21 protein-coding genes are annotated in these 25,274 nt (G+C 55.6%); 17 read left to right on the top strand and 4 right to left on the bottom strand.

Going from position 1 to position 25,274, the window contains the following annotated elements; genetic code table 11:
- Nucleotides 1–7: 7 nt before the first annotated feature.
- Together G9Q73_RS16000 and G9Q73_RS16005 are read left to right on the top strand one after the other, a co-directional pair.
- On the top strand, nucleotides 8–3,211 hold the full coding sequence (locus tag G9Q73_RS16000) for an efflux RND transporter permease subunit (protein WP_177420663.1): 3,204 nt from the start codon (nucleotides 8–10) through the stop codon (nucleotides 3,209–3,211).
- Between the two features lie 266 nt (nucleotides 3,212–3,477).
- Nucleotides 3,478–4,617, top strand: coding sequence for an LbtU family siderophore porin (locus G9Q73_RS16005; RefSeq protein WP_177420664.1), 1,140 nt, complete (start codon nucleotides 3,478–3,480; stop codon nucleotides 4,615–4,617).
- Between the two features lie 88 nt (nucleotides 4,618–4,705).
- Here G9Q73_RS16005 and lysS read toward each other — a convergent pair whose 3' ends face one another.
- The 4 genes from lysS to G9Q73_RS16025 all read right to left on the bottom strand — a co-directional run bounded on the left by lysS (nucleotide 4,706) and on the right by G9Q73_RS16025 (nucleotide 9,397).
- On the bottom strand, nucleotides 4,706–6,202 hold the full coding sequence (gene lysS, locus G9Q73_RS16010) for a lysine--tRNA ligase (RefSeq protein WP_177420665.1): 1,497 nt from the start codon (nucleotides 6,200–6,202) through the stop codon (nucleotides 4,706–4,708).
- A gap of 96 nt (nucleotides 6,203–6,298) precedes the next feature.
- A protein-coding gene (gene prfB / locus G9Q73_RS16015) for a peptide chain release factor 2 (protein ID WP_177420666.1) occupies nucleotides 6,299–7,397 on the bottom strand; the annotation gives its coding sequence in 2 pieces (ribosomal slippage) (nucleotides 6,299–7,321 and nucleotides 7,323–7,397; 1,098 coding nt in all).
- Between the two features lie 88 nt (nucleotides 7,398–7,485).
- Complete coding sequence (locus G9Q73_RS16020) at nucleotides 7,486–8,295, bottom strand: sigma-70 family RNA polymerase sigma factor (protein ID WP_177420667.1); 810 nt, start codon at nucleotides 8,293–8,295, stop codon at nucleotides 7,486–7,488.
- Between the two features lie 292 nt (nucleotides 8,296–8,587).
- Nucleotides 8,588–9,397, bottom strand: a complete 810-nt coding sequence (locus G9Q73_RS16025; protein ID WP_177420668.1) for a sigma-70 family RNA polymerase sigma factor — start codon at nucleotides 9,395–9,397, stop codon at nucleotides 8,588–8,590.
- Between the two features lie 375 nt (nucleotides 9,398–9,772).
- On the opposite strand from G9Q73_RS16025, the gene G9Q73_RS16030 reads away from it, so the two are divergent.
- The 15 genes from G9Q73_RS16030 to G9Q73_RS16100 all read left to right on the top strand — a co-directional run bounded on the left by G9Q73_RS16030 (nucleotide 9,773) and on the right by G9Q73_RS16100 (nucleotide 25,239).
- Nucleotides 9,773–12,817 carry a hybrid sensor histidine kinase/response regulator gene (locus G9Q73_RS16030; RefSeq protein ID WP_177420669.1) on the top strand — a complete coding sequence of 1,015 codons (3,045 nt, stop codon included), beginning with the start codon at nucleotides 9,773–9,775 and terminating at the stop codon, nucleotides 12,815–12,817.
- 71 nt (nucleotides 12,818–12,888) lie between these two features.
- Nucleotides 12,889–13,728, top strand: coding sequence for a glycosyltransferase family 2 protein (locus G9Q73_RS16035; RefSeq protein WP_177420670.1), 840 nt, complete (start codon nucleotides 12,889–12,891; stop codon nucleotides 13,726–13,728).
- On the top strand, nucleotides 13,725–14,315 hold the full coding sequence (locus G9Q73_RS16040; protein ID WP_177420671.1) for a nucleoside phosphorylase-I family protein: 591 nt from the start codon (nucleotides 13,725–13,727) through the stop codon (nucleotides 14,313–14,315). The genes G9Q73_RS16035 and G9Q73_RS16040 overlap by 4 nt, the downstream gene beginning before the upstream one ends.
- A 163-nt stretch (nucleotides 14,316–14,478) precedes the next feature.
- Nucleotides 14,479–15,192: an SDR family oxidoreductase gene (locus tag G9Q73_RS16045; protein ID WP_177420672.1), complete on the top strand. Its 714-nt coding sequence runs from the start codon at nucleotides 14,479–14,481 to the stop codon at nucleotides 15,190–15,192.
- Nucleotides 15,193–15,197: 5 nt separating this feature from the next.
- Nucleotides 15,198–15,932 (top strand): tRNA (N6-threonylcarbamoyladenosine(37)-N6)-methyltransferase TrmO, encoded by a 735-nt coding sequence (gene tsaA / locus G9Q73_RS16050; RefSeq protein WP_246345318.1) that lies wholly within the window; start codon nucleotides 15,198–15,200, stop codon nucleotides 15,930–15,932.
- Between the two features lie 83 nt (nucleotides 15,933–16,015).
- Entirely contained in the window at nucleotides 16,016–16,429 is a 414-nt protein-coding gene (locus tag G9Q73_RS16055) for a SirB2 family protein (protein WP_177420674.1), read from the top strand.
- Between the two features lie 214 nt (nucleotides 16,430–16,643).
- Complete coding sequence (locus G9Q73_RS16060; protein WP_177420675.1) at nucleotides 16,644–16,967, top strand: ATPase; 324 nt, start codon at nucleotides 16,644–16,646, stop codon at nucleotides 16,965–16,967.
- Between the two features lie 7 nt (nucleotides 16,968–16,974).
- Nucleotides 16,975–18,018, top strand: a complete 1,044-nt coding sequence (locus G9Q73_RS16065) for a V0D/AC39 family V-type ATPase subunit (RefSeq protein WP_177420676.1) — start codon at nucleotides 16,975–16,977, stop codon at nucleotides 18,016–18,018.
- A 24-nt stretch (nucleotides 18,019–18,042) separates the two neighbouring features.
- Nucleotides 18,043–19,920, top strand: coding sequence for a V-type ATP synthase subunit I (locus tag G9Q73_RS16070; protein WP_177420677.1), 1,878 nt, complete (start codon nucleotides 18,043–18,045; stop codon nucleotides 19,918–19,920).
- Nucleotides 19,921–19,958: 38 nt separating this feature from the next.
- Nucleotides 19,959–20,396, top strand: coding sequence for an ATP synthase subunit C (locus tag G9Q73_RS16075; protein ID WP_177420678.1), 438 nt, complete (start codon nucleotides 19,959–19,961; stop codon nucleotides 20,394–20,396).
- Nucleotides 20,397–20,403: 7 nt separating this feature from the next.
- Nucleotides 20,404–20,757 (top strand): V-type ATP synthase subunit F, encoded by a 354-nt coding sequence (locus G9Q73_RS16080; RefSeq protein WP_177420679.1) that lies wholly within the window; start codon nucleotides 20,404–20,406, stop codon nucleotides 20,755–20,757.
- Nucleotides 20,754–21,386 (top strand): V-type ATP synthase subunit E, encoded by a 633-nt coding sequence (locus tag G9Q73_RS16085; protein ID WP_177420680.1) that lies wholly within the window; start codon nucleotides 20,754–20,756, stop codon nucleotides 21,384–21,386. Before G9Q73_RS16080 ends, G9Q73_RS16085 begins: the two co-directional genes overlap by 4 nt.
- Before the next feature lie 27 nt (nucleotides 21,387–21,413).
- The gene (locus tag G9Q73_RS16090) at nucleotides 21,414–23,204 is read left to right on the top strand and encodes a V-type ATP synthase subunit A (RefSeq protein WP_177420681.1); all 1,791 of its coding nucleotides are present in this window, start codon (nucleotides 21,414–21,416) and stop codon (nucleotides 23,202–23,204) included.
- Nucleotides 23,201–24,619: a V-type ATP synthase subunit B gene (locus G9Q73_RS16095; RefSeq protein ID WP_177420682.1), complete on the top strand. Its 1,419-nt coding sequence runs from the start codon at nucleotides 23,201–23,203 to the stop codon at nucleotides 24,617–24,619. Before G9Q73_RS16090 ends, G9Q73_RS16095 begins: the two co-directional genes overlap by 4 nt.
- A complete protein-coding gene (locus G9Q73_RS16100) occupies nucleotides 24,616–25,239 on the top strand; it encodes a V-type ATP synthase subunit D (protein ID WP_177420683.1) in 624 nt (207 codons plus the stop codon). Before G9Q73_RS16095 ends, G9Q73_RS16100 begins: the two co-directional genes overlap by 4 nt.
- The last annotated feature ends 35 nt before the right edge of the window (nucleotides 25,240–25,274 follow it).

Genomic DNA, 25,274 nt, shown 5'->3' on the forward strand with positions numbered 1-25,274 from the left:
CAACACCATGTTGAACAGACTGATCGACTGGTCGGTGGCCAACCGCCTGCTGGTGGTGCTCGCTCTGCTGGCCGCATTGGGTGCTGCTGCCGCACTGATTCCAAAACTCAATCTCGACGCCTTCCCGGATGTCACCAATGTCCAGGTGCAGATCAACACAGAGGCCCAGGGTCTGGCCGCCGAGGAGGTGGAGCAACTCATTACCTATCCCATCGAAGCGGTGATGTACGCCCTGCCCGATGTGGAGGAGGTCCGTTCCATCTCCAAGACCGGACTCTCCGTCATTACTGTGGTCTTCAAAGAGGGCACCGATATCTACTTCGCCCGCCAGCTCGTCTTTGAGCGGCTGCAGGATGCCAGAGAGCAGATTCCCTCAGGGGTCGGCACGCCGGAGATGGGACCCAACACCTCCGGCCTGGGACAGATTTATCAATATATCCTGCGCTCCGACGATCCGCAGAGACATGGCGCCATCGCCCTGCGCAGCCTCAACGACTGGGTGGTAAAGCTGCTGCTGTTGCCGGTAGACGGCATTACCGATGTACTCTCCTACGGTGGTGAGGTGCGGCAGTACCAGGTACAGGTCGACCCCAGAAAACAGCTCGCCTACGGCATCAGCATCGATGAGATTGCCGCAGCCATCGAAGCCAATAACCGCAACGCCGGTGGCTGGTATATGGACCGTGGTGCGGAACAGTTGGTGATCCGCGGTGTGGGTTGGCTACGTGCAGGCAAAGAGGGTCTGCAAGACATCAGAAACATCCCGCTCAAACAGAAAAACGGCGTAGTGGTCCGGGTGGAGGATATCGCACAGGTGGAATTTGGTGGCGAGATTCGCCAGGGCGCGGTGACCATGACCCGCCGCAACACCGAAGGGGAAGCAGAACCCCTGGGCGAGGTGGTGGCCGGCATCGTGCTCAAACGATTGGGGGCAAATACCAAAGCGACCATCGATGCCGTCAAAGAGCGACTGACCGCGATCCAGCAGGCACTGCCTGAAGGCGTCACCATCGAGCCCTTCTATGACCAGGCCGATCTGGTGGAGCAGGCGGTGGAGACTGTCAGCCGGGCCCTCACTGAGGCCTTCGTACTGATCTTGGTTGTGCTGCTGCTATTCCTGCTCAATTTCCGTGCCACCCTGCTGGTGCTGATCTCGGTGCCACTATCGGTCGGGCTGGCCCTGACTGTCATGAGCTACTGGGGACTCTCAGCCAATCTGATGTCACTGGGTGGTCTGGCCATCGCCATCGGCATGATGGTGGACGGCTCGGTGGTGATGATGGAGAACATCTTCAAACACCTCACCCACCCGGACGAGGAACATCTGGAAAGCGTCGAAAAAACTGTCGCCCCCAACGATAGCGATCCCTATAACGCCTCCCAGGATCGCCACGGCATCCCCCTGCGCATTCAGGAGGCCGCCCGCGAGGTGGGCAGGCCAGTCTTCTATGCGGTCATCATCATCATCGTGGTCTTCGCCCCACTATTCGCGCTGGAAGGTGTCGAGGGCAAGCTGTTTCAACCCATGGCCGTATCCATCGTGTTGGCTATGCTGACCTCCCTTGCGGTGGCGCTGGTGGTCATACCCGCACTCGCCACTTATGCCTTCCGTCGGGCTGTCAAACATCGCAACAGTCCGGTCTTCCTGCCACTGGAGTGGCTCTACCGGCACTCGCTTCGTTTCGCCCTAAAAGTGAAATGGCTGGTGGTGTTGACGGCCTTGGGCATTTTCGCCGGCACCATGACACTGCTACCCCATCTGGGCACAGAGTTCGTGCCCGAACTGGAAGAGGGCACCATCAACATCCGGGTCACCCTGGCGCCCTCAGCCAGCCTGGATACCGCACTGGGTGTGGCGGCCAAGCTTGAAGAGCGCCTCATGACCTTCCCCGAGGTGATCTATGCATCCAGCCGCATCGGCCGGCCTGAGCTCGGCGGTGACCCGGAGCCTGTCTCCAACATAGAGATCTATGTGGGATTGAAGCCGGTGGAAGAGTGGAGCAATGCCCAAGACCGTCTCGAACTGCAGAAACGGTTCGAAGAGACCCTGTCAGTGCATCCCGGCCTGCTCCTCACCTTCTCGCAACCCATCGCAACGCGAGTGGACGAGTTGCTCTCCGGCGTCAAGGCAGAGCTGGCGATCAAACTGTTCGGGCCGGATCTGAAGATACTGGCTGCAAAAGGCAAAGCCATCGAGGCATTGACCCGAAAGGTCGATGGCACCCGCGGCGTGGAGATGGAACAGATTGCCGGCGAGGCCCAGCTGACGATACGTCCCCGGCGGGATCTGTTGGCCCGTTACGGCATCCCGGTTTCGCAGGTGATGGATCTGGTGGCCGACGGCATCGGGGGTACCGAGGCGGGTCAGGTCATTCAGGGCAACGAGCGATACGATATCACCGTGCGCCTGGCAAAAAACTTCCGCCAGGATACAGAGACATTAAAGGGGTTGGTACTACAGGCCCCCGGTGGCGCCTGGGTGCGGTTGGGCGAAGTGGCCGATGTGGTCATCGAGTCCGGTCCCCCGCAAATCCGCCGTGATGATGTGCAGCGCCGGGTAGTGATCCAGTCCAACGTGGAGGGGCGCGACATGGGCGGCCTGGTGGCAGAACTACGCCGGCGTATCGCTGATGAGATCGATCTGCCGGTGGGCTACTCGGTAGTCTTCGGTGGGCAGTTCGAAAACCAGCAGCGGGCGCAACAGCGGTTGATGATCGTGGTACCGCTCTCTCTCGGCCTGATTTTCCTGCTGCTCTACTTCGCTTTCCACTCCGTGGGACAGGCGTTACTGATCATGCTCAACGTCCCGCTGGCACTGATCGGCGGCATCGCCGCCCTCTACTGGACCGGCCAGTATCTCTCGGTACCCGGCTCCATCGGTTTTATCGCCCTGTTCGGAGTGGCGGTGCTCAACGGCGTGGTGATGGTCAATGCCATCAACCAGAATGTCGAGGCCGGTGGCCCCGTCTCCGAGGCGGTCTTCCAAGGCGCCCTCTCCCGTCTGCGTCCGGTACTGATGACCGCCGCCATTGCCGCATTAGGCCTGATACCGATGCTGCTCTCCTCGGGTATCGGCTCTGAAGTACAACGCCCTCTGGCCACTGTGGTGGTCGGAGGATTGGCATCGAGCACCCTGCTGACCCTATTTGTCCTACCCAGCCTCTATCGGGTATTTTCAAAGCGAAATTTGCGTAATTTGGGGTCAGAGTAAAAATTGTTAAAATTGTTGAGAAAATTTTTTACTCTGACCCCAAATTAAACACCAAATTAAACACATCTCCGCACCTGCAAAACACCTTCCTACCGGATGACTTGTTGACACAATGAATGCGAATCATTATCATTCGCATCTCAACTAACCCTGAGTCAATTTCTGCCGTCTGAACGGCAGGAAAGAGCGTATTTTCAGCCAGTCAACCTGGACCTCCAGATCCTGGCAGCCAGCTAGTATCGTGTTGCTGATCCTGAGAGGAAGTAGTGAACAGAGAGAGAACGATTGCCGGTCTCCTGGCGACGATGATTGGTGCCGGCGTGCCGCTATCCACTCCCCTGGCTGATGAGGACGAACTGCGGCGGGAGATCCTGAATCTCAAACACAAGGTCGAGCGTCTGGAGAAGAGCCGCAGGACGGTTGATAGTTCCAAGCCAACAGAGTCGGACTTTTCGAAGAACATTACCCTAAGCGGCCTGGTGGAGGTCGAAGTGGGCTACAATGACGGCCCGGATGGCAGCCATAGTGATATCAGCCTGGCCACGGTGGAACTGGGGATCGACGCTCAGGTCACACCCTGGGCCAACGCCCATGTATTGATCCTTTATGAGGAGGGTGGGAGCAATTCCCCCGAGATCGACGAAGGGATCATCACTCTGCAGAACCAGGATGCGTCTCCCCTCTCCCTTGCCGTCGGCCGCATGACTCTGCCCTTTGGTAACTTCGAGAGCGCGATGGTCTCTGATCCCCTCACCCTGGAGATCGGCGAGATCCGGGGGACCGCCCTGCAGGCCGGTTATCACTCGGGTGGTTTCTACAGTTCAGCCTTTATCTTCAATGGAGAGACAAAAACGGACGGTAGTGAGTCCATCGACCAGTACGGTTTCAACCTGGGACTGGCACAGGATGATGAAGTGGCGGATTTTGGTTACGACATCGGCCTCTCCTGGATCAATAATCTGGCCGACTCGAATAGCTTGCAGGAGATCATCACTGATCCCATCAACCTGACCAGCAAGATATCGGGTTACAGCGTTCATGCCCTGGCCACCACCGGTCCGTTCACCCTCATCGGTGAGTATCTTGCGGCATCCAGCACCTTCGACAGCGCCGATCTGGCTTTTAACGGCGCTGGCGCCAAACCGGTCGCACTCAACATCGAAGCGAACTACATCCTCCCGCTAGCCGGAAAAGGGACGATCTTCGCCATCGCCTGGCAGGGAACGCGAGAGACCCTTGCACTGGCATTGCCGGAGAATCGTTATCTCGCGACCCTCTCTGTGGGAATCTACGAAAACACAGTCCTCTCCTTCGAGTACGCCTACGATGAGGATTACGCCGCCAGCGAAGGGGGTAGCGGCGAGGCCACCGACAGCATCACCGCCCAGCTCGCCGTGGTATTTTGACAGCATGACCGATCAGCCAAACCAATTGCGAAGTGGTGAGGCGAAACTGAGTGGCTCTGCCTTCCGTGGAAGGGCACATCGAAAGAGATTACACCTCTGGCCGCATGTGCGGGAACAACAGAACATCGCGGATGGAGGGTGAATCGGTGAGCAACATCACCAACCGGTCGATGCCGATACCCTCACCAGCCGTCGGGGGCATACCGTGTTCGAGAGCGCGCACATAGTCGTCATCAAAATGCATCGCTTCATCATCGCCCGCATCCTTCTCCGCAACCTGTTTGCGGAAACGCTCTGCCTGATCCTCCGCATCATTGAGTTCCGAAAAACCGTTGGCGATCTCACGGCCACCGACAAAAAACTCGAAACGATCGGTAACGAAAGGGTTTTCATCGTTGCGACGGGCCAAGGGGGAAACCTCTGTAGGATAGGCGGTGATAAACGTCGGGTTCATCAGGTGATGCTCAACCGTCTTCTCAAATATTTCAATCTGCACCTTGCCCAGACCGTAGATCTCTTTCAGGGGAATCTCCAGACGCTTTGCGATTGCCCGGGCACTCTCAAGATCATCGAGCTCCGCTTCGCTGATATCAGGATTGAAGCGGAGGATTGACTCTTTAATGGTCATACGCTGAAACGGCGCACCAAAATCGTAGGACTCACCCTGATAGTCGATCTTGGTCTTGCCCAACACCGTTTCACACATGGCGCGCAACATATCCTCAGTGAGGTTCATCAGATCATTAAAATCTGCATACGCCTCATAAAACTCCAGCATGGTGAATTCAGGATTATGGCGACTGGAGAGACCCTCATTGCGAAAATTGCGATTGATCTCGTAAACCCGCTCAAATCCACCCACCACCAGGCGTTTGAGATAGAGTTCCGGTGCGATACGCAGGAACAGATCCATATCCAACGCATTATGTTTGGTGGTGAAAGGACGCGCTGTTGCGCCGCCGGGGATGACCTGCATCATGGGAGTTTCCACCTCCATGAACTGCCTGCTGTTCAGATAATTGCGGATAAATTGAACCACTTGGGTACGGGTACGGAATGTCTCTCGTGTCGCCTCGTTCATGATCAGGTCGACGTACCTTTGACGGTAACGCTGCTCCTGATTCGACAGACCGTGAAATTTTTCCGGCAAGGGACGCAGCGCCTTGGTGAGCAGACGAACACTGTCCACCTTGACCGACAGTTCACCGGTGCGGGTTTTAAACAGCACGCCTTCCGCGCCAATGATGTCGCCGATATCCCACTTCTTGAACTGGGTGTTGTAGACCCCCTCTTCCAGGGAATCCCGCTGGACGAAGAGTTGCATACGGCCTGACATATCCTGCAAATGCGCGAAGCTCGCCTTGCCCATTACCCGGCGGCTCATCATGCGTCCTGCAATGGAGACCCGCAGCCCGAGGGATTCCATCTCCTCACCCGATTTTTCATCGTACTCCGCATGCAATTCGCCGTTCATGCAGTCGCGCCGGAAATCATTGGGGAAGGCGTTGCCGGCTTCACGCAGCTGGTTCAACTTATCGCGCCGCTGGGCGATGAGCTTGTTTTCGTCCTGTACTTGATCGTTCATATTACTCTGTTCAAAATCTGATAAATGAAGCCACCAAAGGCGCAAAGAATACGAAGGTTTTTTCTGCGTATTTTTGTATCTTTGGTGGTTTAGAAATTACAGCCCGCTTTTCAGGCTTGCCTCGATGAACTGGTCGAGCGCACCGTCAAGCACCGCTTGGGTATTGCCCGTCTCCACCCCGGTACGCAGATCCTTGATGCGTGACTGGTCGAGCACGTAGGAACGGATCTGACTGCCCCAGCCGATATCGGACTTGGACTCCTCCACCGCCGCCTGGGTGTCGCGCTGCTTCTGGATCTCCAATTCGTAGAGCTTGGCCCGCAGCTGTTTCATCGCATGATCTTTGTTCTTGTGCTGGGAACGGTCGTTCTGACACTGCACCACCGTACCCGTGGGGTTGTGGGTGATGCGCACTGCCGACTCGGTGCGGTTGACGTGCTGCCCCCCTGCGCCACTGGCTCTATAGACGTCGATGCGCAGGTCTGCCGGATTGATTTCCACCTCGATGGTGTCGTCGATCTCAGGGGAGACAAATACCGCTGCGAAAGAGGTATGACGGCGGTTGCCGGAATCGAAGGGGGATTTGCGCACCAGCCGGTGCACGCCAATCTCGGTACGCAGCCAGCCAAAGGCGTGGTCGCCTTCGAACCTGATGGTGGCCGACTTGATCCCCGCCACTTCCCCGGATGAAACTTCCATCAACTCGGTCTTGAAGCCCCGCGCCTCACCCCAACGCAGATACATGCGCAGCAACATTTCGGCCCAGTCCTGGGCCTCCGTGCCGCCGGAACCGGCCTGGATATCGAGGAATGCGTTGGAAGCGTCCATCTCGCCGGAGAACATGCGCCGGAACTCCAGTGAGGAGATCTGCTGCTCGTAAGATTCAAGATCCTCTGCCACGGAGGAGACCGTCTCTTCGTCCTCCTCCTCCACAGCCATCTCGAGCAGATCGGCGGCATCACCGAGGCCACCTTCCAGTTCGTCGATGGTAAGCACGATGGTTTCCAGCGTCGCCCGCTCACGCCCCAGGGCCTGCGCCTTCGCAGGGTCGTTCCAGATCGCTGGGTCTTCGAGTTCCCGTAGAACCTCGGTCAGACGCTCCTGTTTCTCAGGGTAGTCAAAGATACCCCCTCAGGGACTGGGTGCGTCCCTTGAGGTCGTTGATCTTATTGGTGATCGGGTTGATATCCTGCATGGTTCATCCGGCTGGGTAAAACGGGGAATTCTACACCAGCCGGGCGGCACTCGTCACATTTTTGGCAACACCAGGCAAGCCACTGCAACTACTGGCTGGTCGCAGGCAGGGTCGTATCCGCGCCAGTCGGGGCCGCTCTCTGCCGGAAACCTCTCCGAAATACTCCGGTTCCCGATCTTATTCCGCAAACCACTGCATTGACTCCTCGCGACAGCAGGCCGGGCTGTGTCCCTGTCTCATCATTTTTCTCTATCAGCGATTTTTCTTCCAGCCACTGGGGTAACGCCTGAAGAATATCCCTATCCCAGGTGACGGGCGGCTTTACCCTTCGGGTTTCGCTGTAGTAAGACTTCAGCGCCTCCCTTGTCGTATCTGCACAGCCCGCGGCCGCCAATCGCACCGCAAGTTCCTGTTCTGCAGAGTAGATACGCTCTTCAATGGTAAAACCAGACTCTCCCAACACCAACGCGATCGCCGAGTAGCTCAGTCCTATTTCGTACCGATAGAGAAATGACTCCCGCTGCCGGTATGGCAGTGTGCGCACCAGATCGACCAGCAGTATTCCCCACTGCACGCCATCATTCCCATCGACCAGATCACCAATTGGGTGGGCCGTTGTTTCCCCACTCCTCTGACAGAAACTGCGCAGTTGTCGATGCAACATCTTGTAGAGCTGAGTCTTGAGACGCCTTGGAGTGGATGCACGGGAGCGTGCATCGACAAAACCCGCCCATACCTTTCGGTAGAGTGACCTGCCCTGCTCACCAGTACCGCAATGCCGCGCGACATACCGATAGATCCTGCCCTTGTAGCGCTCATAGAGGCTTTCAAACGCGCCTGCATCACCTTCCATGAAATTCGCCATCAAGTCTTCAATATCGAATCTTCGTTTGCCCACATTTACCCCCACTTGCACTGTAGCAACGGCAAATTCCGTCGCTTCAAGCCATGACATCTATCGTGTGTAAAGTCTTACATGGCATGTCAGGCATCATTGGGCAGTCCTTCTCATTTCGTTCACATCACACCACCGGGTTTCGCGACCCATTTCGCAAAAAACAGGGGGATTTCGTAAACACTTTTCGATTTCACCCGACGACACCTATTTTCTGACAAACGGTCACTAAGGAGTGAAGCAGTGCATATATAGAGGATTGGAGCATCAAATGCATAGAGAGGGTGGACGGCAGCTACTGGTTGGTTGCAGGTAAGGGCATCTTCGCCCCAGCAGGCTCCACACTCTGACGAAGACCCTTTTTTAGGGCGCCAGACCCCGATTTCAATCTTCGAAGCGCAGCATTGAATCCGCGGACCAACAGACCGGCCTGCATCCCTGCCTCATTGCTTTCTTCTTGTGGCGCCTTCTCTCCCAGCCACTGGGGTAGCACCTGAAGAATATCCCTCTCCCAGGTAACTGGCGGTTTCACCCTTCGGGTTTCGCTGTAGTAAGACTTCAGCGCCTCCCTTGTCGTATCTGCACAGCCCGCAGCCGCCAATCGCACTGCGAGTTCCTGCTCAGCCGACCGGATACGCTCTTCAATGGTAAAACCGGACTCTCCGAGCACCAGCGCGATTGCCGCGCAGTTCAGCCCTATTTCATATCGAAAGAGAAAAGACTCCCGTTGCCGGTATGGCAACGCACGTACCAGATCAATCAGTAGCACGCCCCACTGTACGCCATCTTCCCCAGCAACCAGCTCTCCAACTGGATAGGCTGTTGCTTCCCCACTCTCCTGACAGAAGCTACGCATTTGTCGATGCAATATCCTGTAGAGACTGGTCTTGAGATGTCTCGGGGTGGGTGAGAGCGCGCGGGCCTCGACAAAGTCTGTCCAGAACTTTTGGTAGAGCAACCTACCCTGTTCACCAGTACCGCAATGTCGCACGACATACCGATAGATTCTGCCCTTGTACCGCTCATAGAGACTTTCAAACGCGTCTGTGTCGCCTTCCATGAAATTCGCCATCAAGGCTTCAACATCGAACCTCCGTTTACTCACGCTCCCCTCCACTTGGTTTGTAGCCGCTGCAAAGTCAGTCGTTTAAATCCACGATTTCTGTTGAATGTGGAGTTTTACACGACCTCTCAGTCATCAATTGGGTAACCCTTCTCATTTTGCCCACTCCAGACCATTGATTTTCGCGAACCACTTCACAGAATTAAATGACTAATGCAAACAAATGTAAACACGCTCCAAATATTTCCTGAGACCTCAATATTTCCAACAATCATCCGCTAAGAGGTGGAGCGGCACATGACATTGTTAATATTGGAGAAAAAAATGCGTACTGAAACAGGGATTGTCACCGCGCCACATCGAGTCTTTGGATTCACCTGACTCTATGCGTCAGTACCATCGACAAACCCTGAGTCTATGCACCCGCTTCTGACACGCCAGTTAAAACGGCTTTTCGGTATCTCTGATGAGCCGAAGTTGGCTGCTGCGCTGCTGGAACTCAGGCAACTTGCAAATTCCGACGGACTGCAGGAGGAGAGCCGCAATCTTCTGGAGGGTCTCGATCGCCTGCTCGGCCAGATAGATAATACCTATCAACAGCACGAAGCCGATATCATACTGCGCGACCAAAGCCTGGAGATCAGCAACGGGGAGATCCTTCAGGCCAACGAGAAGTTGCGTCGTAAGGAACGGCGGCAACACGCCATAATAGAGTCCCTGCGCCGCACGGCCAACGAGCTGCTCAGATCCACCCATCTCCCCGAGCTGTCTGACGATGAGACAAGTCTCGAAAAACTCTCTCTGCTGATGAGCGACCTGGTCAAAGAACGGCAGCAGGTGCAAAGCAAACTCGAACGCACACTCAGTGAACTCGAAAGGCAAAAATCCGCTATCGACCAACACGCTATCGTCAGCATCACCGATACCAACGGCAAGGTCACCTACGCCAACGAAGGATTCTGCCGCGTCAGTGGTTACCAACGATACGAATTAATCGGCAAAAAACACCCTCAGTTTAATCAAACTGATCGGTCAGCTGCCATCATCAAAAAGATTTGGTCCACCATCCGCCATGGACATACATGGAAGGGTGAATTTGCCAACAGAAACAAAACGGGGACCCTTTACTGGCTCGATGCAACCATTGTCCCTTTCCTGGACAACCAGGGAGAACCCTTCCAGTACATCAGCATCTGCACAGATATCACAGAGCGCAGAATATTCCAGGAGCAGCTCAAGGACGCTATTCATCGAGCCGAATCCGCCAATCAGGCAAAGAGCGAATTTCTTGCCAATATGAGCCATGAAATCCGCACCCCGATGAACGCAATCATCGGGCTGAGTCATCTGGCAATCGAGGGGAAAACTGACCAGCGTCAGCATGAATATCTGAGCAAGATTCAATCATCCGCCAAAACCCTGCTCAGCATAATCAACGACATCCTCGATTTCTCCAAGATCGAGGCCGGCGAGATGACTCTGGAGACCGTGGCTTTTTCCCTGAGTGAACTATTGGAGCAGGTTTGCACCATCTTCTGTTTTAGTGCAGAGAAAAAATCTCTGGAAGTAGTCTACTCAGTTGCCCCCGATCTGCCGGACAGATATATCGGTGATCCATTGCGATTGGGACAGGTGCTCACCAATCTTGCCAGCAACGCCGTCAAATTCACGGAACAGGGCGAGATTGTCATCTCGGTTAGCGCCGAAGAGTCACAACAGGGGAAAATCCAACTGCGGTTCGATGTCAATGATACCGGCATTGGACTCTCCAAAGATAAACTCGCCGTGCTGTTCGACTCCTTTTCACAGGCCGATTCATCCACTACCCGGAAGTTTGGGGGAACCGGCTTGGGACTGGCGATCAGTAAAAGCCTCATCAGCATAATGGAGGGTGAAATTGGTGTCGAGAGCACAGAGGGAGAGGGCAGCAACTTCTATTTCACCCTGCCTCTGCAGATTGATCCCAAACGGAAATCCCCGAAAAATCTACAACTGCATGGGGTTCGCACAATGGTCGTGGATGATCTCGTGAAGTCACGGGATACAATATTGAAGACATTACGCTTCCACGGCGCCAATGCCATCGGAAAAGCGCGCGGCGAAACCTGTATAGAAGAACTGCAGCGCTGCTGCCGTGAGGAGCCTACCCGGCCCTATCAACTCACACTTATCGATTGGTCCATGCCCGGCATGGATGGCCTGCAACTGCTGAGGACAATACAGAGTGATCCACTGATCGACCCCAAACCTCGCATTATACTGATGAGTAAATACAACAATGATCAGGCCATCCTCCAAACTGAAACCCGTAACACAACCCTACTGACCAAACCCATCATACCGACGGCGTTTCTCAATGCCGTACTGAAGGCATTGGGGCGCCCCACCCTGCGCATAAAGCACGAAGCCACGTCCGTCAGCGGCAGGGATGTGGAAAATATCCAGGGCATCCTGGGAGCCCATATATTAGTTGCAGAAGACAACCCTGTTAATCAGCAAGTTACCAAAGCACTGCTGGAACATTACGGACTTAAAGTCAAGATAGCGGAAGATGGACGTGCCGCCATTGAAGCATTGGCAAAGACTCGCTTTGACTTGGTGCTTATGGATGTACAGATGCCGGATATCGATGGTTACGAAGCAAGCCGCATCATCCGCCAGGATGCCACCTACGACGAAATCCCGATCATCGCCCTGACTGCAAATGCCATGTCCGGCGACCGGGAAGAGAGTCTCGCGGCCGGCATGGATGATTATCTGCCGAAGCCGATTGAACCCGATGCGCTCTATGCGATGCTGATCAAGTGGATCCACTCAGGCCAGACAGGCCGCGTCTTCAGTGACGAATACACATCGTCAGCGATTCTTCTGCCTGAACATCTGCCCGGCATCGACATCGAAGCAGGTCTGAAAAGGATGCGAGGAAACCAGGCTCTGTTCCGGGATCTGTTACTGCGATTCCGCGCTGATTATGAGCACTGGAACGGTCGCATCAGCATTGCAATTCTGGAGAACAACAGGGAAGAGGCCCTCCACCTCGCACACGCGCTGAAAGGCGTTGCCGCTACGATCGGTGCCATGGATCTCTCCACTGCAGCGGCCAGCCTGGAAAAACAGCTGAAGGAAGATATGGAAGATCTGACAGAAATCCACAACCGGGTCACTGACCAGCTCTATCAGGTACTTGACGGCCTTAAATCACTGGACAAACCGCCTGAATCCACAACCAGCCGACCAGTCAGCACATTGGATCAACAGACCCTTCAGACACTACTTTCCAGTATGAAACCACTACTGATCAACGGCGATCTGCAAGCACTGCAACTGGTCGAGCAACTGCATGAAATGGTTCGTGGCACCGAGATGGTGAGTACTGCGCTCGAACTGAAAAAACATGTCGACGCATTCGACTTCGAAAAAGCCCTCAGCACACTGGAATCACACTCTCCTTCCACGCAGTAATCGCGGCGGAGGATTAGGCCAAAAGAGATTGAACTCTCCCGCCAGGGAGCAGAAAAAGGTATGCTCCGGAAATGCAGATTTCCGTCATTATTCCCACCTACAACCGTGTTGGCACGCTACCAAGGGCGCTGGATTCAGTCCTCTCCCAGCATCTTGCACCCGATGAAGTGATTGTGGTCGATGACGGCTCTACCGATAAAACAGCCGAACTGATCAACCGTCGCTACCCGCAATGCCGTTACCTCCACCAGTCCAACCAGGGCGTCAGCAGCGCACGCAACCGGGGAATTCGCGAGGCGCAAGGGGAATGGATCGCACTGCTCGATTCAGATGATGCCTGGCTGCCGCAGAAACTCCAGTTGCAATCTGACGCACTGAAGGCCAAACCAGGCCACCTTATCTGCCACACAGAGGAGATATGGATCAGGAACGGAGTCAGAGTCAATGCAATGCACAAACACGCCAAGAGTGGCGGTTTCATCTTCGATCGCTGTCTGCCGCTCTGTGCCATTTCCCCCTCCTCCGTCATTCTGCACAGGTCTCTGTTCGATAGCGTGGGGCTGTTCGACGAGAGACTTCCAGCCTGCGAGGATTACGACCTCTGGCTGCGTATCTGTGCCACCGAGCCGGTACTGTTTCTGCCGGAGCCGCTCATCACCAAATATGGCGGACACGCCGATCAACTGTCGCACAAACATTGGGGCATGGACCGTTTTCGTATTCAGGCACTGGAAAAGATCATTCAGGACAAAAGGTTGCAGGAGAACGATCGCTGCGCCGCGATAGAGATGCTGCTAAAAAAGGCGGAAATAATGGCCAAAGGCGCCGAGAAACGAGGCAAACAGGCAAGGGCTGACTTCTACCGTGAGTTACAGACACGTTATCGTTCGCAGTACACCTGCCAGCCATGATCTCTGCCGGCCGTAACATCGTGATTGCCCTGCCGCCGGAGGCCAAACCCTTGATCCGTACGTTTAAACTTGAGCGTCTGCAACCCGTCACCAGGCCTCCAGTTTACACTGGCCGGGATCTGGCGCTGGTAGTCTCTGGGGCAGGAGAAAAGGCCGTTCACCAAAGCGTAAACCTGTTACATAATCTGAATCGCCACCCCAATCCCTACTGGTACAATTTGGGCATCGCCGGTCATGCAGACCTGCCACTCGGCGCCCTTCTGACAATCAACCAGGTAACAGACCAAAAAACAAAAAAGACCTGGGTATTACCCATCCAACCCGTTGCAACGATCCCCGGCTGCAATCTGATGACAGTGGAAACCGCAGTGGATGACTATCCGGGTTCTGCCGCCTATGATATGGAAGCGGCTGGATTTTGCAGTGCCGTCATCCAGTTTACCGGGTTGGAACAGATACGGATAATAAAAATAATCTCCGACAATCAAACCAACTCACATCGCCGAATCAGCGGGAAGATGGTCTCCGCCTTAATTCAGGCGAAGATAGATACTATTGAACAGCTTCTTTCCGGCCCGGTTAAATAGTCGAATTGTAACTATTCAAGGCGTAGGCACGATCAAGCGTAGCGGATCAGGCAATCCAGGCTTGATATATCTCAATGGATGTTGCCGGTTCCGCCACACTTGAACCGACCTACTCCACTATTTTCGATAACCAACCGGCAAGTTCGTCCACAAGGGGAACCCAGTGACAGAATCACGCACAATTCTTATAACCGGTGCCAGCCGCGGCATTGGGGCGACGATTGCCCGGCGTCTGCTGGCCACCGATACAGAGGTGATTGGCGTTGGCCGGGATTTTTCCGAGTGGGAGACGGTACCGAAGAATTTCACACCGGTCGAACTCGACCTTGCCGATCTTGAGGGACTGCCGCACCGCCTCGGAGAGATTGCCCGTGCCCATCCTGATATCGACGGACTGATATTGAATGCCGGTTACGGACGCTTCGGTTCTTTGGAAGAGTTCTCCTACCGGCAGATTCAGGAGATGGTGGAGGTAAATCTGATCCAACACATCTTCGTTGCGCGGGCATTCATTCCAAGGATCAAGAAACAGGGTTTTGGCGACCTGATCGTCCTCGGTTCCGAAGCTGCCTTGAGCGGCGGTCCCAAAGGCGCAGTCTACTCCGCATGTAAATTCGCACTGCGGGGTCTGACCCAATCGCTGCGGCAGGAGTGCGCAGCGGGCGGGATGCGGGTCAGTCTGATCAATCCCGGCATGGTGAAAACCGGTTTTTTCCAGGATCTGGATTTTGCCCCAGGCCAGGCCCCGGAAAATCACATCCGCCCCGAGGACATCGCAGAGGCCGTTGTCATGATCATTCAGGCCCATCCTGGTACTGTGTTCGATGAAATCAATCTCAGTCCACTGAAGAAGGTCGTGGATTTCAGCAAAAAATAATTTAGATGATTTCATCCAACCAAATGAAGTATGAATTCACGCCCATTGGCATCATACACTCCTGTTTCAAAGAGAAATTCGGCATCCCCCGCCAACCGGGATTGATTCCCGAGGCCCTGGCCACGCTGGAGATAGTTCCGCCTTTCAACCGGCCGGAAGCCTTCAAAGCGCTTGAGGGCTACTCCCATATCTGGATCAACTTCGTCTTCCACGCGGCGCTAAGGGAGCAGTGGAAGCCCATGGTACGTCCACCACGGCTCGGCGGAAATCAGCGAGTCGGGGTATTCGCCTCACGCAGCCCGTTTCGGCCCAACCCCATCGGTCTTTCGGTGGTTCGACTCAACGAGGTCAAATGCAATGATAAAGGCGTCGAACTGCACTTGAGCGGCATTGACCTGCTGGACGGCACGCCGGTACTCGACATCAAACCCTACCTCCCTTACACCGACGCCATACCTGACGCACATTCCGGTTATGCACCGGGGCCGCCGGGCCAATCAATCGCACTGTCCTACTCAAACCAGGCTGAAGCCTGGCTGGAAAATGTAGCGGCAAAGCAGGCCGATCATATCCGCAGACTGCTACGGCAGATATTCGAAAACGACCCACGCCCAGCCTATCTCAGAGCGGACAGCGCCGAGCGAAAATTCGGCATGACTCTCTACGACTTCAATGTAAGCTGGACGGTTGAAAATAACCAGGTAAACATAACGGAGATAAAACACCTTTCAGCCCCCTGAAGATTGACATTAAGCAATGCGACTTTGAACTGCATACTTCAGTCTGACTTATTTATCGGACCAAGCAAACGACTCCCCCCGAGATGACAGAACTCTACCCCTGGATCAAATACCTTCACGTCACGACGGTCGTTATTACAGGCATGATGTTTGTGCAACGCTATCTCTGGATGTTATCGAATACGCTGCAGGAGAAAGGGGGCTGGATCAGAGTCGTCCCGCATGTCAACGACACTCTCCTGCTCTTCAGTGGACTGGCCATGGCTCTGATGATCCAGCAATATCCATTGGTGACCGGCTGGCTCACCGCGAAGTTGGTCGCGCTGCTGGCCTATATCATCATCGGCAGCATCGCGCTCAAGCGGGGACGCAGCCGACGGATCCGCACTTGGGCCGGCCTGCTGGCATTAACCTGTTACTTCTACATCATCGGCACCGCCCTGAGCCGCAGCCCGATTCCGCAGCCTGAACTTATTCTCCACAATCTTCTGCACTGACTGTGCTGACCATTAAACAACCCTATAGAAGACGGGGTGTTGAATTGTAGGAGCGACGGGGTGCCGTCCCTACTCACTCTTCGCAGCAAGCTACGGAAAACCAAACCTAAAGAGACTAAATAATGATCTGGCTCAACGCAGTTTGATCAATGCAATCACAAGTGCTCTATATTTGGCTACACTTGGGTAAACCTAACAAGAACTGCCGAAGGCAATGGACGAAAATCTACAGCGACTGCTCGACGCCGAGATGCAGGCAGAGCAGCTCCACCAGCAAGCCAACGAGGAACGGGAGCGGATCATCCACGATGCACTGCAGGAAGTCCGTGCGCAGGAGACTCGGTTTGAAACCCGGATTCCTGAACTGCATGCATCATTTCTCGACAAAGCCAATAGCCGGTCCGACCAGACGATCGCCGAGCTAAAACGGCGTTTCGACGAGCACCACACTCAACTAAGAGAGTATGCCGAGACAAGGGAGGATGATGCGCTGGATGCCGCATTCCAGCTATTGACGGATCCGGCTGCTGACGACTGATCAAACAATGAACAGCAGCGCATCCCAAACCTATCTCAAAACCCGGGTCAATATCTTCGCCACGCAGCTATTCACAGACGACCGAATTCTTGAACTGTTGGACATGCCTCTGGAAGAGCTGAGTGGCACATTTGGCCTGACTGGAATCATTGAATCCCACCTCGCACCCCAACAACTGAATCATGCACTGGAACAGTCACTGCTTCACTCCCTGATGTCAGACCTCTCGGTACTCCTGCGTCCTTTGGACGGCACTTCCCGGGTACTGCTGGTCTACTGGTCCCGCAAATTCGCCCTTTTCAACCTAAAGACCCTGATCCGCTGCAAGCTGAATGAACTCAGTCTTGAAGAGGTCAGTGGCTATCTACACCATCTGCCGGACATCATCCGGCTTCCCCATGAAAAACTGCTGCAGGCGGAGAACATACTGGAGATGCTACACCTGCTCGAACATGGGCCCTATCAATCGATAGCCCGTCAGGCAAGGCAGGTCTATGAGGAGAAGAATGAACCCTTCTCCCTGGATGCCGCCATCGACCGCAGTTACTTCCAGGGCATGGTGAAATACAGCAACAGCAATAGCCAGATTGACCGGGAGGGACTGAAAGAGCTGATCGGCATGCTCACCGACCGGCAGAATCTGCTTTGGGTATTGCGCTACCGTTTCATGTACCAGCTCTCCTCCGGTGAGACCTACTATCTGCTCGTTCCATTCGGAAAATATCTCGATCGCAACCGGTTGATGGAGCTTGTCAATCTCGACAGTTTCCAGTCCGTACTCGAAAAACTGCCACCAAAGCTGAGTCGAATAGTCAGCGGCACCACAAATGCAATGCAGGCAAGACAGCGCCTGGACTTCTATCTCAGTGGTGAAATGCGGCGCCTGATCCGCTTCAGTCCATCACCGGCCACCCGTGCACTTGCCTATCTCGTTGCCCGGGATACCGACCTGAAACGCCTTAACGCTCTGCTGCAGGGGAAACTGCTCGGTTTGGATAGTGAACTGGTTCATGAGGCACTCATGCCCCCCGCGTTCCAGGAAGCTGCATGAAACAACGTCAGAGTGATCCCTATCATGTTTAGCACTCTGCCGATGAAACATCTGCGGATCCAACTGCTTACCGAGGATCTTCCGGAAGCTTCACTGCTTCTTGCGGAACTGGGGGTGTTTGCACCGGACCCCCGTCCAATTCTGGAAGCGGAGCTGCCTTCGATTCCAGGGGAGGATTACCGCCATTTCTACGCCCAGGCCCGCTCAAGATTTGACAAGATCGCCCGTCACGTCGCCTACACGGACACACTGGATAACAAGGAAGTCCACGCTGTCAGTGAGGCGGATTTGCAGCTGACCAACGACTGGCTGGGTGAGGTTTGGAGTGACTGTTCTGAATTTGAAGAGGAGCGGCACCGCCTGCGAGACCAACTCCACGCCATCGATGAACTCGAGCAGACCCTGGATAATTTCAGTAACCTGAATATCGATCTGGGACGGCTGCAACAGAAGAGCCGTTTTCTCGAGATCCACATCGGCATGGTTGCGCGCACCCAAGTCAAGCAATTGGAAGAGGCCGTGGGGCTGGCGGGCTATCTGCTTTACCGTTTCCTTGAACGTGAGGCGCGAACCCACGTGATTATCATCGGTGCACTGGGTGGTGAGTCCGCAGAACTGAAGTCAGTGTTGGACACCGCCGGTTTCCGGCCACTGCAGGTGCCGGAAGCCCTCCACAGCGAACCGGAGAAGGCAAAAGCGAGCCTGCAGGAGCAACAGACGGATCTGCTGCAACGGCAACAACAATTGGAGTCACGCAGCGCTGCCTGGAGTACTTCAATCGCGCGACATCTCTCAAAAGCCGCCCAGACCCTGCGCCAGGCAGCTCCCTACTTCCAGGTTCAAAATGCCGCAAGAAATCAGGGCAGCCTCTCTGCGATACAGGGCTGGATACCGGCGCGGGAGGTAGCGAAAGCCGAAACGAGATTGCGGCAGAAGTTGCACAACCCCTTTGTCCTCGAAAGCCGCAACCCCACTGCGGACGAACGGCCGATCGTGCCATCGTTCATCAGCCGCAACCGTCTGCTCAAGCCCTTCTCTATACTGGTCAAACAATACGGTATACCCCGCTATGGGGAGGTCAACCCCACGCTGCTGTTCGCTATCAGCTATATCCTGATGTTCGGCATGATGTTCGGCGACGTGGGACACGGCGCGATGATCTTGCTCATCGGCATCCTGGCCCGGCGCAAACTCGGCTCATTTACCCTGTTTGCGGTCGCCGCAGGCATCTCTTCCATGGTGTTCGGCCTGCTTTACGGCAGTATCTTCGGCTATGAACATGTGATCCAAGCTATCTGGATTGCGCCCATGTCGGACCCACTCTACATGCTCACCATGGCGCTCATTTGGGGCGTGGGTTTTCTGATACTCATCACCCTGATCAATATCATCAACCATCTGCAGCAGAACGATCCCAGCGGCGCGCTGTTTGGTGATAACGGCATACTCAGCCTGTTACTCTATATTGGGCTCCTGTGGGGCAGCTTCAATGTCTATCAGGATGGCGCCTTCGGCGTGGGAGCGGCTATCGTGAGTCTATCCACTCTACTGGCTCTCTTCGCCTACAAGCTGATGGAAACGGACGCCTCCCCGGGAGAACGGATTCTGGTCGCCGCCATCGAGACCTTTGAAACCGTTACCGGCTACGCCTCGAATACCCTCTCTTTCCTGCGTGTCGCGGCATTCAGTCTCAACCATGTGGCCCTCTCTGTCGCGGTATTTACCCTGGCGGGAATGATGGAGGAGACCGGTTACTGGATCACCGTGATACTGGGCAATCTGTTCATTCTCATCCTGGAAGGTCTGATTGTAACCATCCAGGTTTTGAGACTGGAATACTACGAAGGCTTCTCCCGGTTCTTCGCAGGGGACGGCAAGGCCTTTAAGCCATTGACACTGTAGACCTGCAACGCTTCCACTACTCAAACAAGGAGCATGACATGTACTGGCTGATTACCCTGATGACCATGGGCATTGTGGGCGTCATCGCCACCGGCGTGGTGATGGAGATCAAACCCGCTGCTATCAACAGACGCTGGTTCAAGCCCACTATCGGTCTCAATCTACTGTTTTTTATCGTCGGTCAGATCACGCTGCTCTTTTATGGCGTGCAGGAAGTTATGGCCGCTCCGGCAGTGGCTGAGAGCAGCGGCGAGATCTCTATCGGCCTCGGATTGGGCATCATCGGTGTGGGTATTCCGACCGCATTGAGTACCGTCGGCGCAGGCATCGCGGTAGGTCCCATCGGCGCTGCCTCCCTGGCGGTACTGGCGGAAAAACCCGAGATATTCGGACGTACACTAATCTATCTGGGTCTGGCCGAGGGCATCGCCATCTACGGTCTGGTCATGAGTATCCTGCTGCTGGACAAACTCTGAGTTATCCATGTCCAACGAGACCCTGCAACAGCAACAGACCCGTCTGATATTCCTGGGCAGCACCTCAATCGCCAATGGGTTCAGACTCATCGGTTTTGAAACCCGTCCGGATCCGAGCCTGCAGGAGGTCGATCAGCTGTTCAGTGAATTACTCAACGAACGGCAACATGCCTTCATCGTCATCGATCACTCACTGGAAAAGCTCGATTCAAAACTCATCCAGCAGATACGCAACGAGGGCGGCAGGATCGTACTTTCGGAAGTACCCTCACTGGATGATCCCAACTGTTATCAATGCAGCATCGACCGACAACTCTCCATACTGATTGGTGAAGATGGTGACGAAGGAGCCCAATTGTGAATCAGGTTGACGAACTGGCTCAGACGATCCTCAAGCGCGCTGAATCGATGGCCGACGAGTGCCATGATCGCGCCCGGGTGGGTCGTGACGTGATCCTGCGTGATGCCAGTGAACGACTCCATCTGCGGGAAGAGAAGGAGACGCTGCTGGCCAAGGCGATGGCGGATCGTACCTATCGGCGCAAGGTACAGGCCGACGAACTCAAACTTCACAGCCGTATGGATCATCTGCGGTGGAATCTGGTACAGGCTGTAATCGAACGACTACCTTTCCGCATGACGGAGTTGACCCAGGATAAAAACCGCTATTTCACCCTTTTACAGGCCTACCTCAGCAGGGGCGCGGAGATGATCGAGGCCGACACACTGGTCGTCGAGCTAAACGCAAACGATCAGCGGCGACTACAAAATAACTGGGATGAATTTGCCGGTGCCGCTGTGCCGGACAAACAACTCCTTCTGGCCGAAGAGCCTATTCGGACCATTGGAGGACTCTGTCTTCGAACCCAGGACAATCGAATCAGATTGGATCAGACCTTCGAAGGACGTCTGGAACGGCTCGAAGATCGACTTTATCAGGCCATCGTTGAACGCCTGCTGCCCCCACCCCGTAGCGGCGCGTCGCTGTAGTCCCCAGGCCCATAGCGGAATAAAGAGATGACAAAACAGGGCATAATCAAAGATATCAACGGTCCCATCGTGACCATCACCCTCCCCGGTGTAGCCAACGGGGAACAGGTCAAGATCGGAGAGTTGGGTCTCTATGGCGAAGTGATCTCCCTGCAGGGCAGCGAGGCTCTGGTACAGATCTATGAATCCACCGAGATGGTGCGCCCCGGCGAGCCGGTTGAGGGGCTGGGCCATCCCCTCTCGGTGGAACTCGGACCCGGTCTGATGGGTGGTATCTTTGACGGGGTGCAGCGCCCACTGGAAAAGATGTTTCTGCAGGCGGGTGATCAGATTCCAAGAGGACTGAGCCCGGACGCACTGGACCGGGAGTCTCAATGGACCTTCACACCGACGGAATCCCTGGAACCCAACACGCAAGTCAGCGGCGGCATCCAGCTGGGCAGTGTACAGGAGACCGAGTCGGTCCTGCATCGTATCCTGGTGCCGCCGGATGTCAGCGGCGAACTGATTGAGATCGCTCCTGAAGGGGACTATAGCCTCGATCAGACCATTGCCCGGGTAAAAACAGCGAATGGTGAGATACGCAGACTCAAACTCTTTCATCGCTGGCCGGTGCGCCAACCCCGTCCCTATCTGCACCGGGATCACAGCTCCGAACCCCTGATCACCGGCCAACGTGTCCTCGATACCTTCTTCCCCCTCCTGAAAGGCGGCAAGGGCGCCGTGCCCGGCCCCTTCGGCGCCGGCAAAACCATGGTGCAGCACCAAGTGGCACGCTGGTCAAACGCGGATATCGTCATCTATGTCGGCTGCGGCGAGCGTGGTAACGAGTTGGTCGATGTACTCGATAGCTTCCCCAAGCTCAAAGACCCCTACACCGGACGCTCCCTGATGGAACGCACCCTGCTGGTGGCAAATACCTCCAACATGCCGGTGGTGGCCCGCGAGGCGTCCATCTACGTCGGCATCACTATTGCAGAATACTATCGTGACCAGGGGCATGACGTGGTGATGCTGGCAGACTCCACCAGCCGTTGGGCCGAGGCCCTGCGGGAGGTCTCTGGACGTTTGGGACAGATGCCCGTCGAAGAGGGTTATCCGGCCTATCTCGCCTCCCGTCTCTCCGCGTTCTACGAGCGGGCGGGGCGGGTCGAAACTCACGACTGCGGCAAAGGTTCTGTAAGTCTGATCGGTGCAGTATCGCCACCCGGCGGCGACTTTTCAGAACCGGTCACCAGCCACACCAAAGAGATCATCCAGACCTTCTGGGCGCTCTCCAAGGAGCTGGCGGACGCCCGCCACTATCCGGCGATCGACTGGGTCGACAGCTTCTCCGCAGATGTCTCTACCGCAGCCATTTGGTGGCACGAACAGGTCGACCGGAATTGGGAAAATCGCCGGGGGCAGGCACTGGGCATGCTCGCCAGGGATGCGGAACTCTCCCGCATCGTCAACCTGGTGGGACCGGAGGCGCTCTCTTCCGCCCAGCGCTGGATGTTGGAGGGCGCCGCCCTGATCAAAGAGGGGGTACTGCAGCAGAGCGCGCTCGATCCTGTGGATACCTTCTCCTCCCCAGAGAAACAGTTCCTCCTGCTGGATACACTGCTTACCATCTATGATCAGGGCGCCGACCTGATCGAACTGGGTGTGCCGGTGCAGGAGTTGAGCGACCTGCCGATTCTGGCCAAGTTGCGACGCTGCAAGGAGGTCTATGATTCCGACCAGCTGGGTCAGCTGCGGGAGTTCCGCGAGCAGGCCATCAAAATCTTTGAATCCATCCGGTCCGAATACGCTCAGCGTGGGGAGCAGATATCATGAGCGCCAAGGAGTACCGCACCGTCTCCTCCGCCCGGGGAGGACTACTGACGGTCAGCCAGGTTCCGGGCATCGCCTTCGGCGACCGGGTGGAGATCCGGGACAGCCAGGGCAGGAAGCGCAATGGTCAGGTCATTCGAAGTTCGAACATAGAGGTGTTGATACAGGTTTTCGAGGGAACCGACCACCTCGATCTGGAGAACACATGGGTGCGTTTTCTGGATACCCCACTGGAGATCAGCCTCTCCCCGGAGATCCTGGGGCGCGTCTTCAACGGACTGGGGGAGCCCAAAGACGGTCGTCCACCCGTGGTCTCCCGTCTGCATCGAAGCATCAACGCCAACGCCTTCAACCCGGCAGCGCGCACCTATCCCAAAGAATTCATCCAGACCGGCATCTCCACCATCGACGGCCTTAATTCCCTGGTGCGGGGGCAGAAACTGCCGATCTTCTCCGCCTCGGGATTGCCCCACAACAGACTTGCCGCCCAGATCGTGCGGCAGGCCAAACTACCGGATGAAGAGAGTCACTTCTCCATCGTTTTCGCGGCGATGGGCGTCTCCTACTCCGACGCCCGTTTTTTCCAGGAGGAGTTCGCCTCCTCCGGTGTGCTCGGCAACGTGGTGATGTTCATCAATCTGGCGGACGAGCCGCCGGTGGAGCGGCTCACCCTTCCACGCATGGCGCTCACTGCCGCTGAGTACCTGGCCTTCGACCTCGACCGTCATGTGCTGGTTGTCATGACCGACATGACCCACTATGCGGAGGCGTTGCGGGAGGTGGCCACCGCCAAAGGCGACGTACCTGCGCGCAAGGGCTATCCCGGCTATCTCTATTCCGATCTGGCGGAGATCTACGAGCGTTCCGGCCGGATCAAGGACCGCCACGGATCGATCACCCTGGTGCCGGTGCTGTCGATGCCCAGCGACGACATCACCCATCCGATACCCGACCTCACCGGTTACATCACCGAAGGGCAGATCGTGTTGAGCCGGGAACTGCACAACCAGGGGGTCTATCCGCCGGTACATATCTCACCCTCACTCTCCCGTCTGATGAAGGACGGCATCGGCAAGGACTTCACCCGGGAGGATCACCCCCATGTCTCCAATCAGCTTTACGCCCTCTATGCCCGGGCATTGGAGACCCGCAACCTGGCCTCCATCATCGGCGCGGATGAACTCTCTGCCAGAGACCAGCGTTATCTCGAATTTGCCGATGCCTTCGAGAAACGTTTCGTGGCTCAGGGCGAAGACGAGGACCGCAGCATTGTGGAGACCCTGAACCTGGCCTGGGAGCTGCTCTCCCTGCTGCCGACGACTGCCCTGACCCGTGTCACCGAGACAGAGATGGCCAAATACCACCGTCATCCCGGCAACGAACTCGGGCAACCTGTGCAGAAGGAACCCCTTGCATGACGACTCAACGCATCAAGGCTCCACCAACCAAAAACACACTCCTCAACCTGAAGCGGCAACTGCGCTTTCTGGATGAGGGGCATAGCCTGCTGGAGCGCAAACGCGAGCTGCTGACCCGACTGGTCTATTCACGCCTGAAGGAATACAGAAAACTCCGTACCCAGACGCACAGCGCTATCAAACTGGCTTATCACTGGCTGAGCCTGGCGCAACTTCGTATGGGCAATCGTGCGCTGCTACAGGCTGCGTTGGGTATAGAACCGGTGTTGGCGATGAAGATCCTGCCGAGACGCAATCTCGGCGTGGAGTTCCCATCCGTGACCGCGAAACTGCGCCCACTGAAACCCGTCGGCCTGCTCGGCACCGACCCCAGTTTTGACGAAACCCGGTTACATTTTGCGCAAACTGCACTATTGCTGGCCAAGCTGGGGGAGGCCGAGATGAGTCTGGGACGTCTGATTTCTGAACAACGTAAGGCGCAAAAACGGGTTAACGCCCTGAAATACAATATCATCCCGCGATATCAGAACACTATCCGCTTTATTGAAAACACCCTTGAGGAGGAGGAACGTAACACACTCTTTCAGGTAAAGATCCTCAGGGAACAGCAGCGCGTCTGATTACCCCTATCGCCCTTCCGAACCGTCTGATAAAC

Source organism: endosymbiont of Lamellibrachia barhami (assembly GCF_011947365.2).
In the GTDB taxonomy this organism is placed as follows: Bacteria; Pseudomonadota; Gammaproteobacteria; order Chromatiales; family Chromatiaceae; genus QGON01.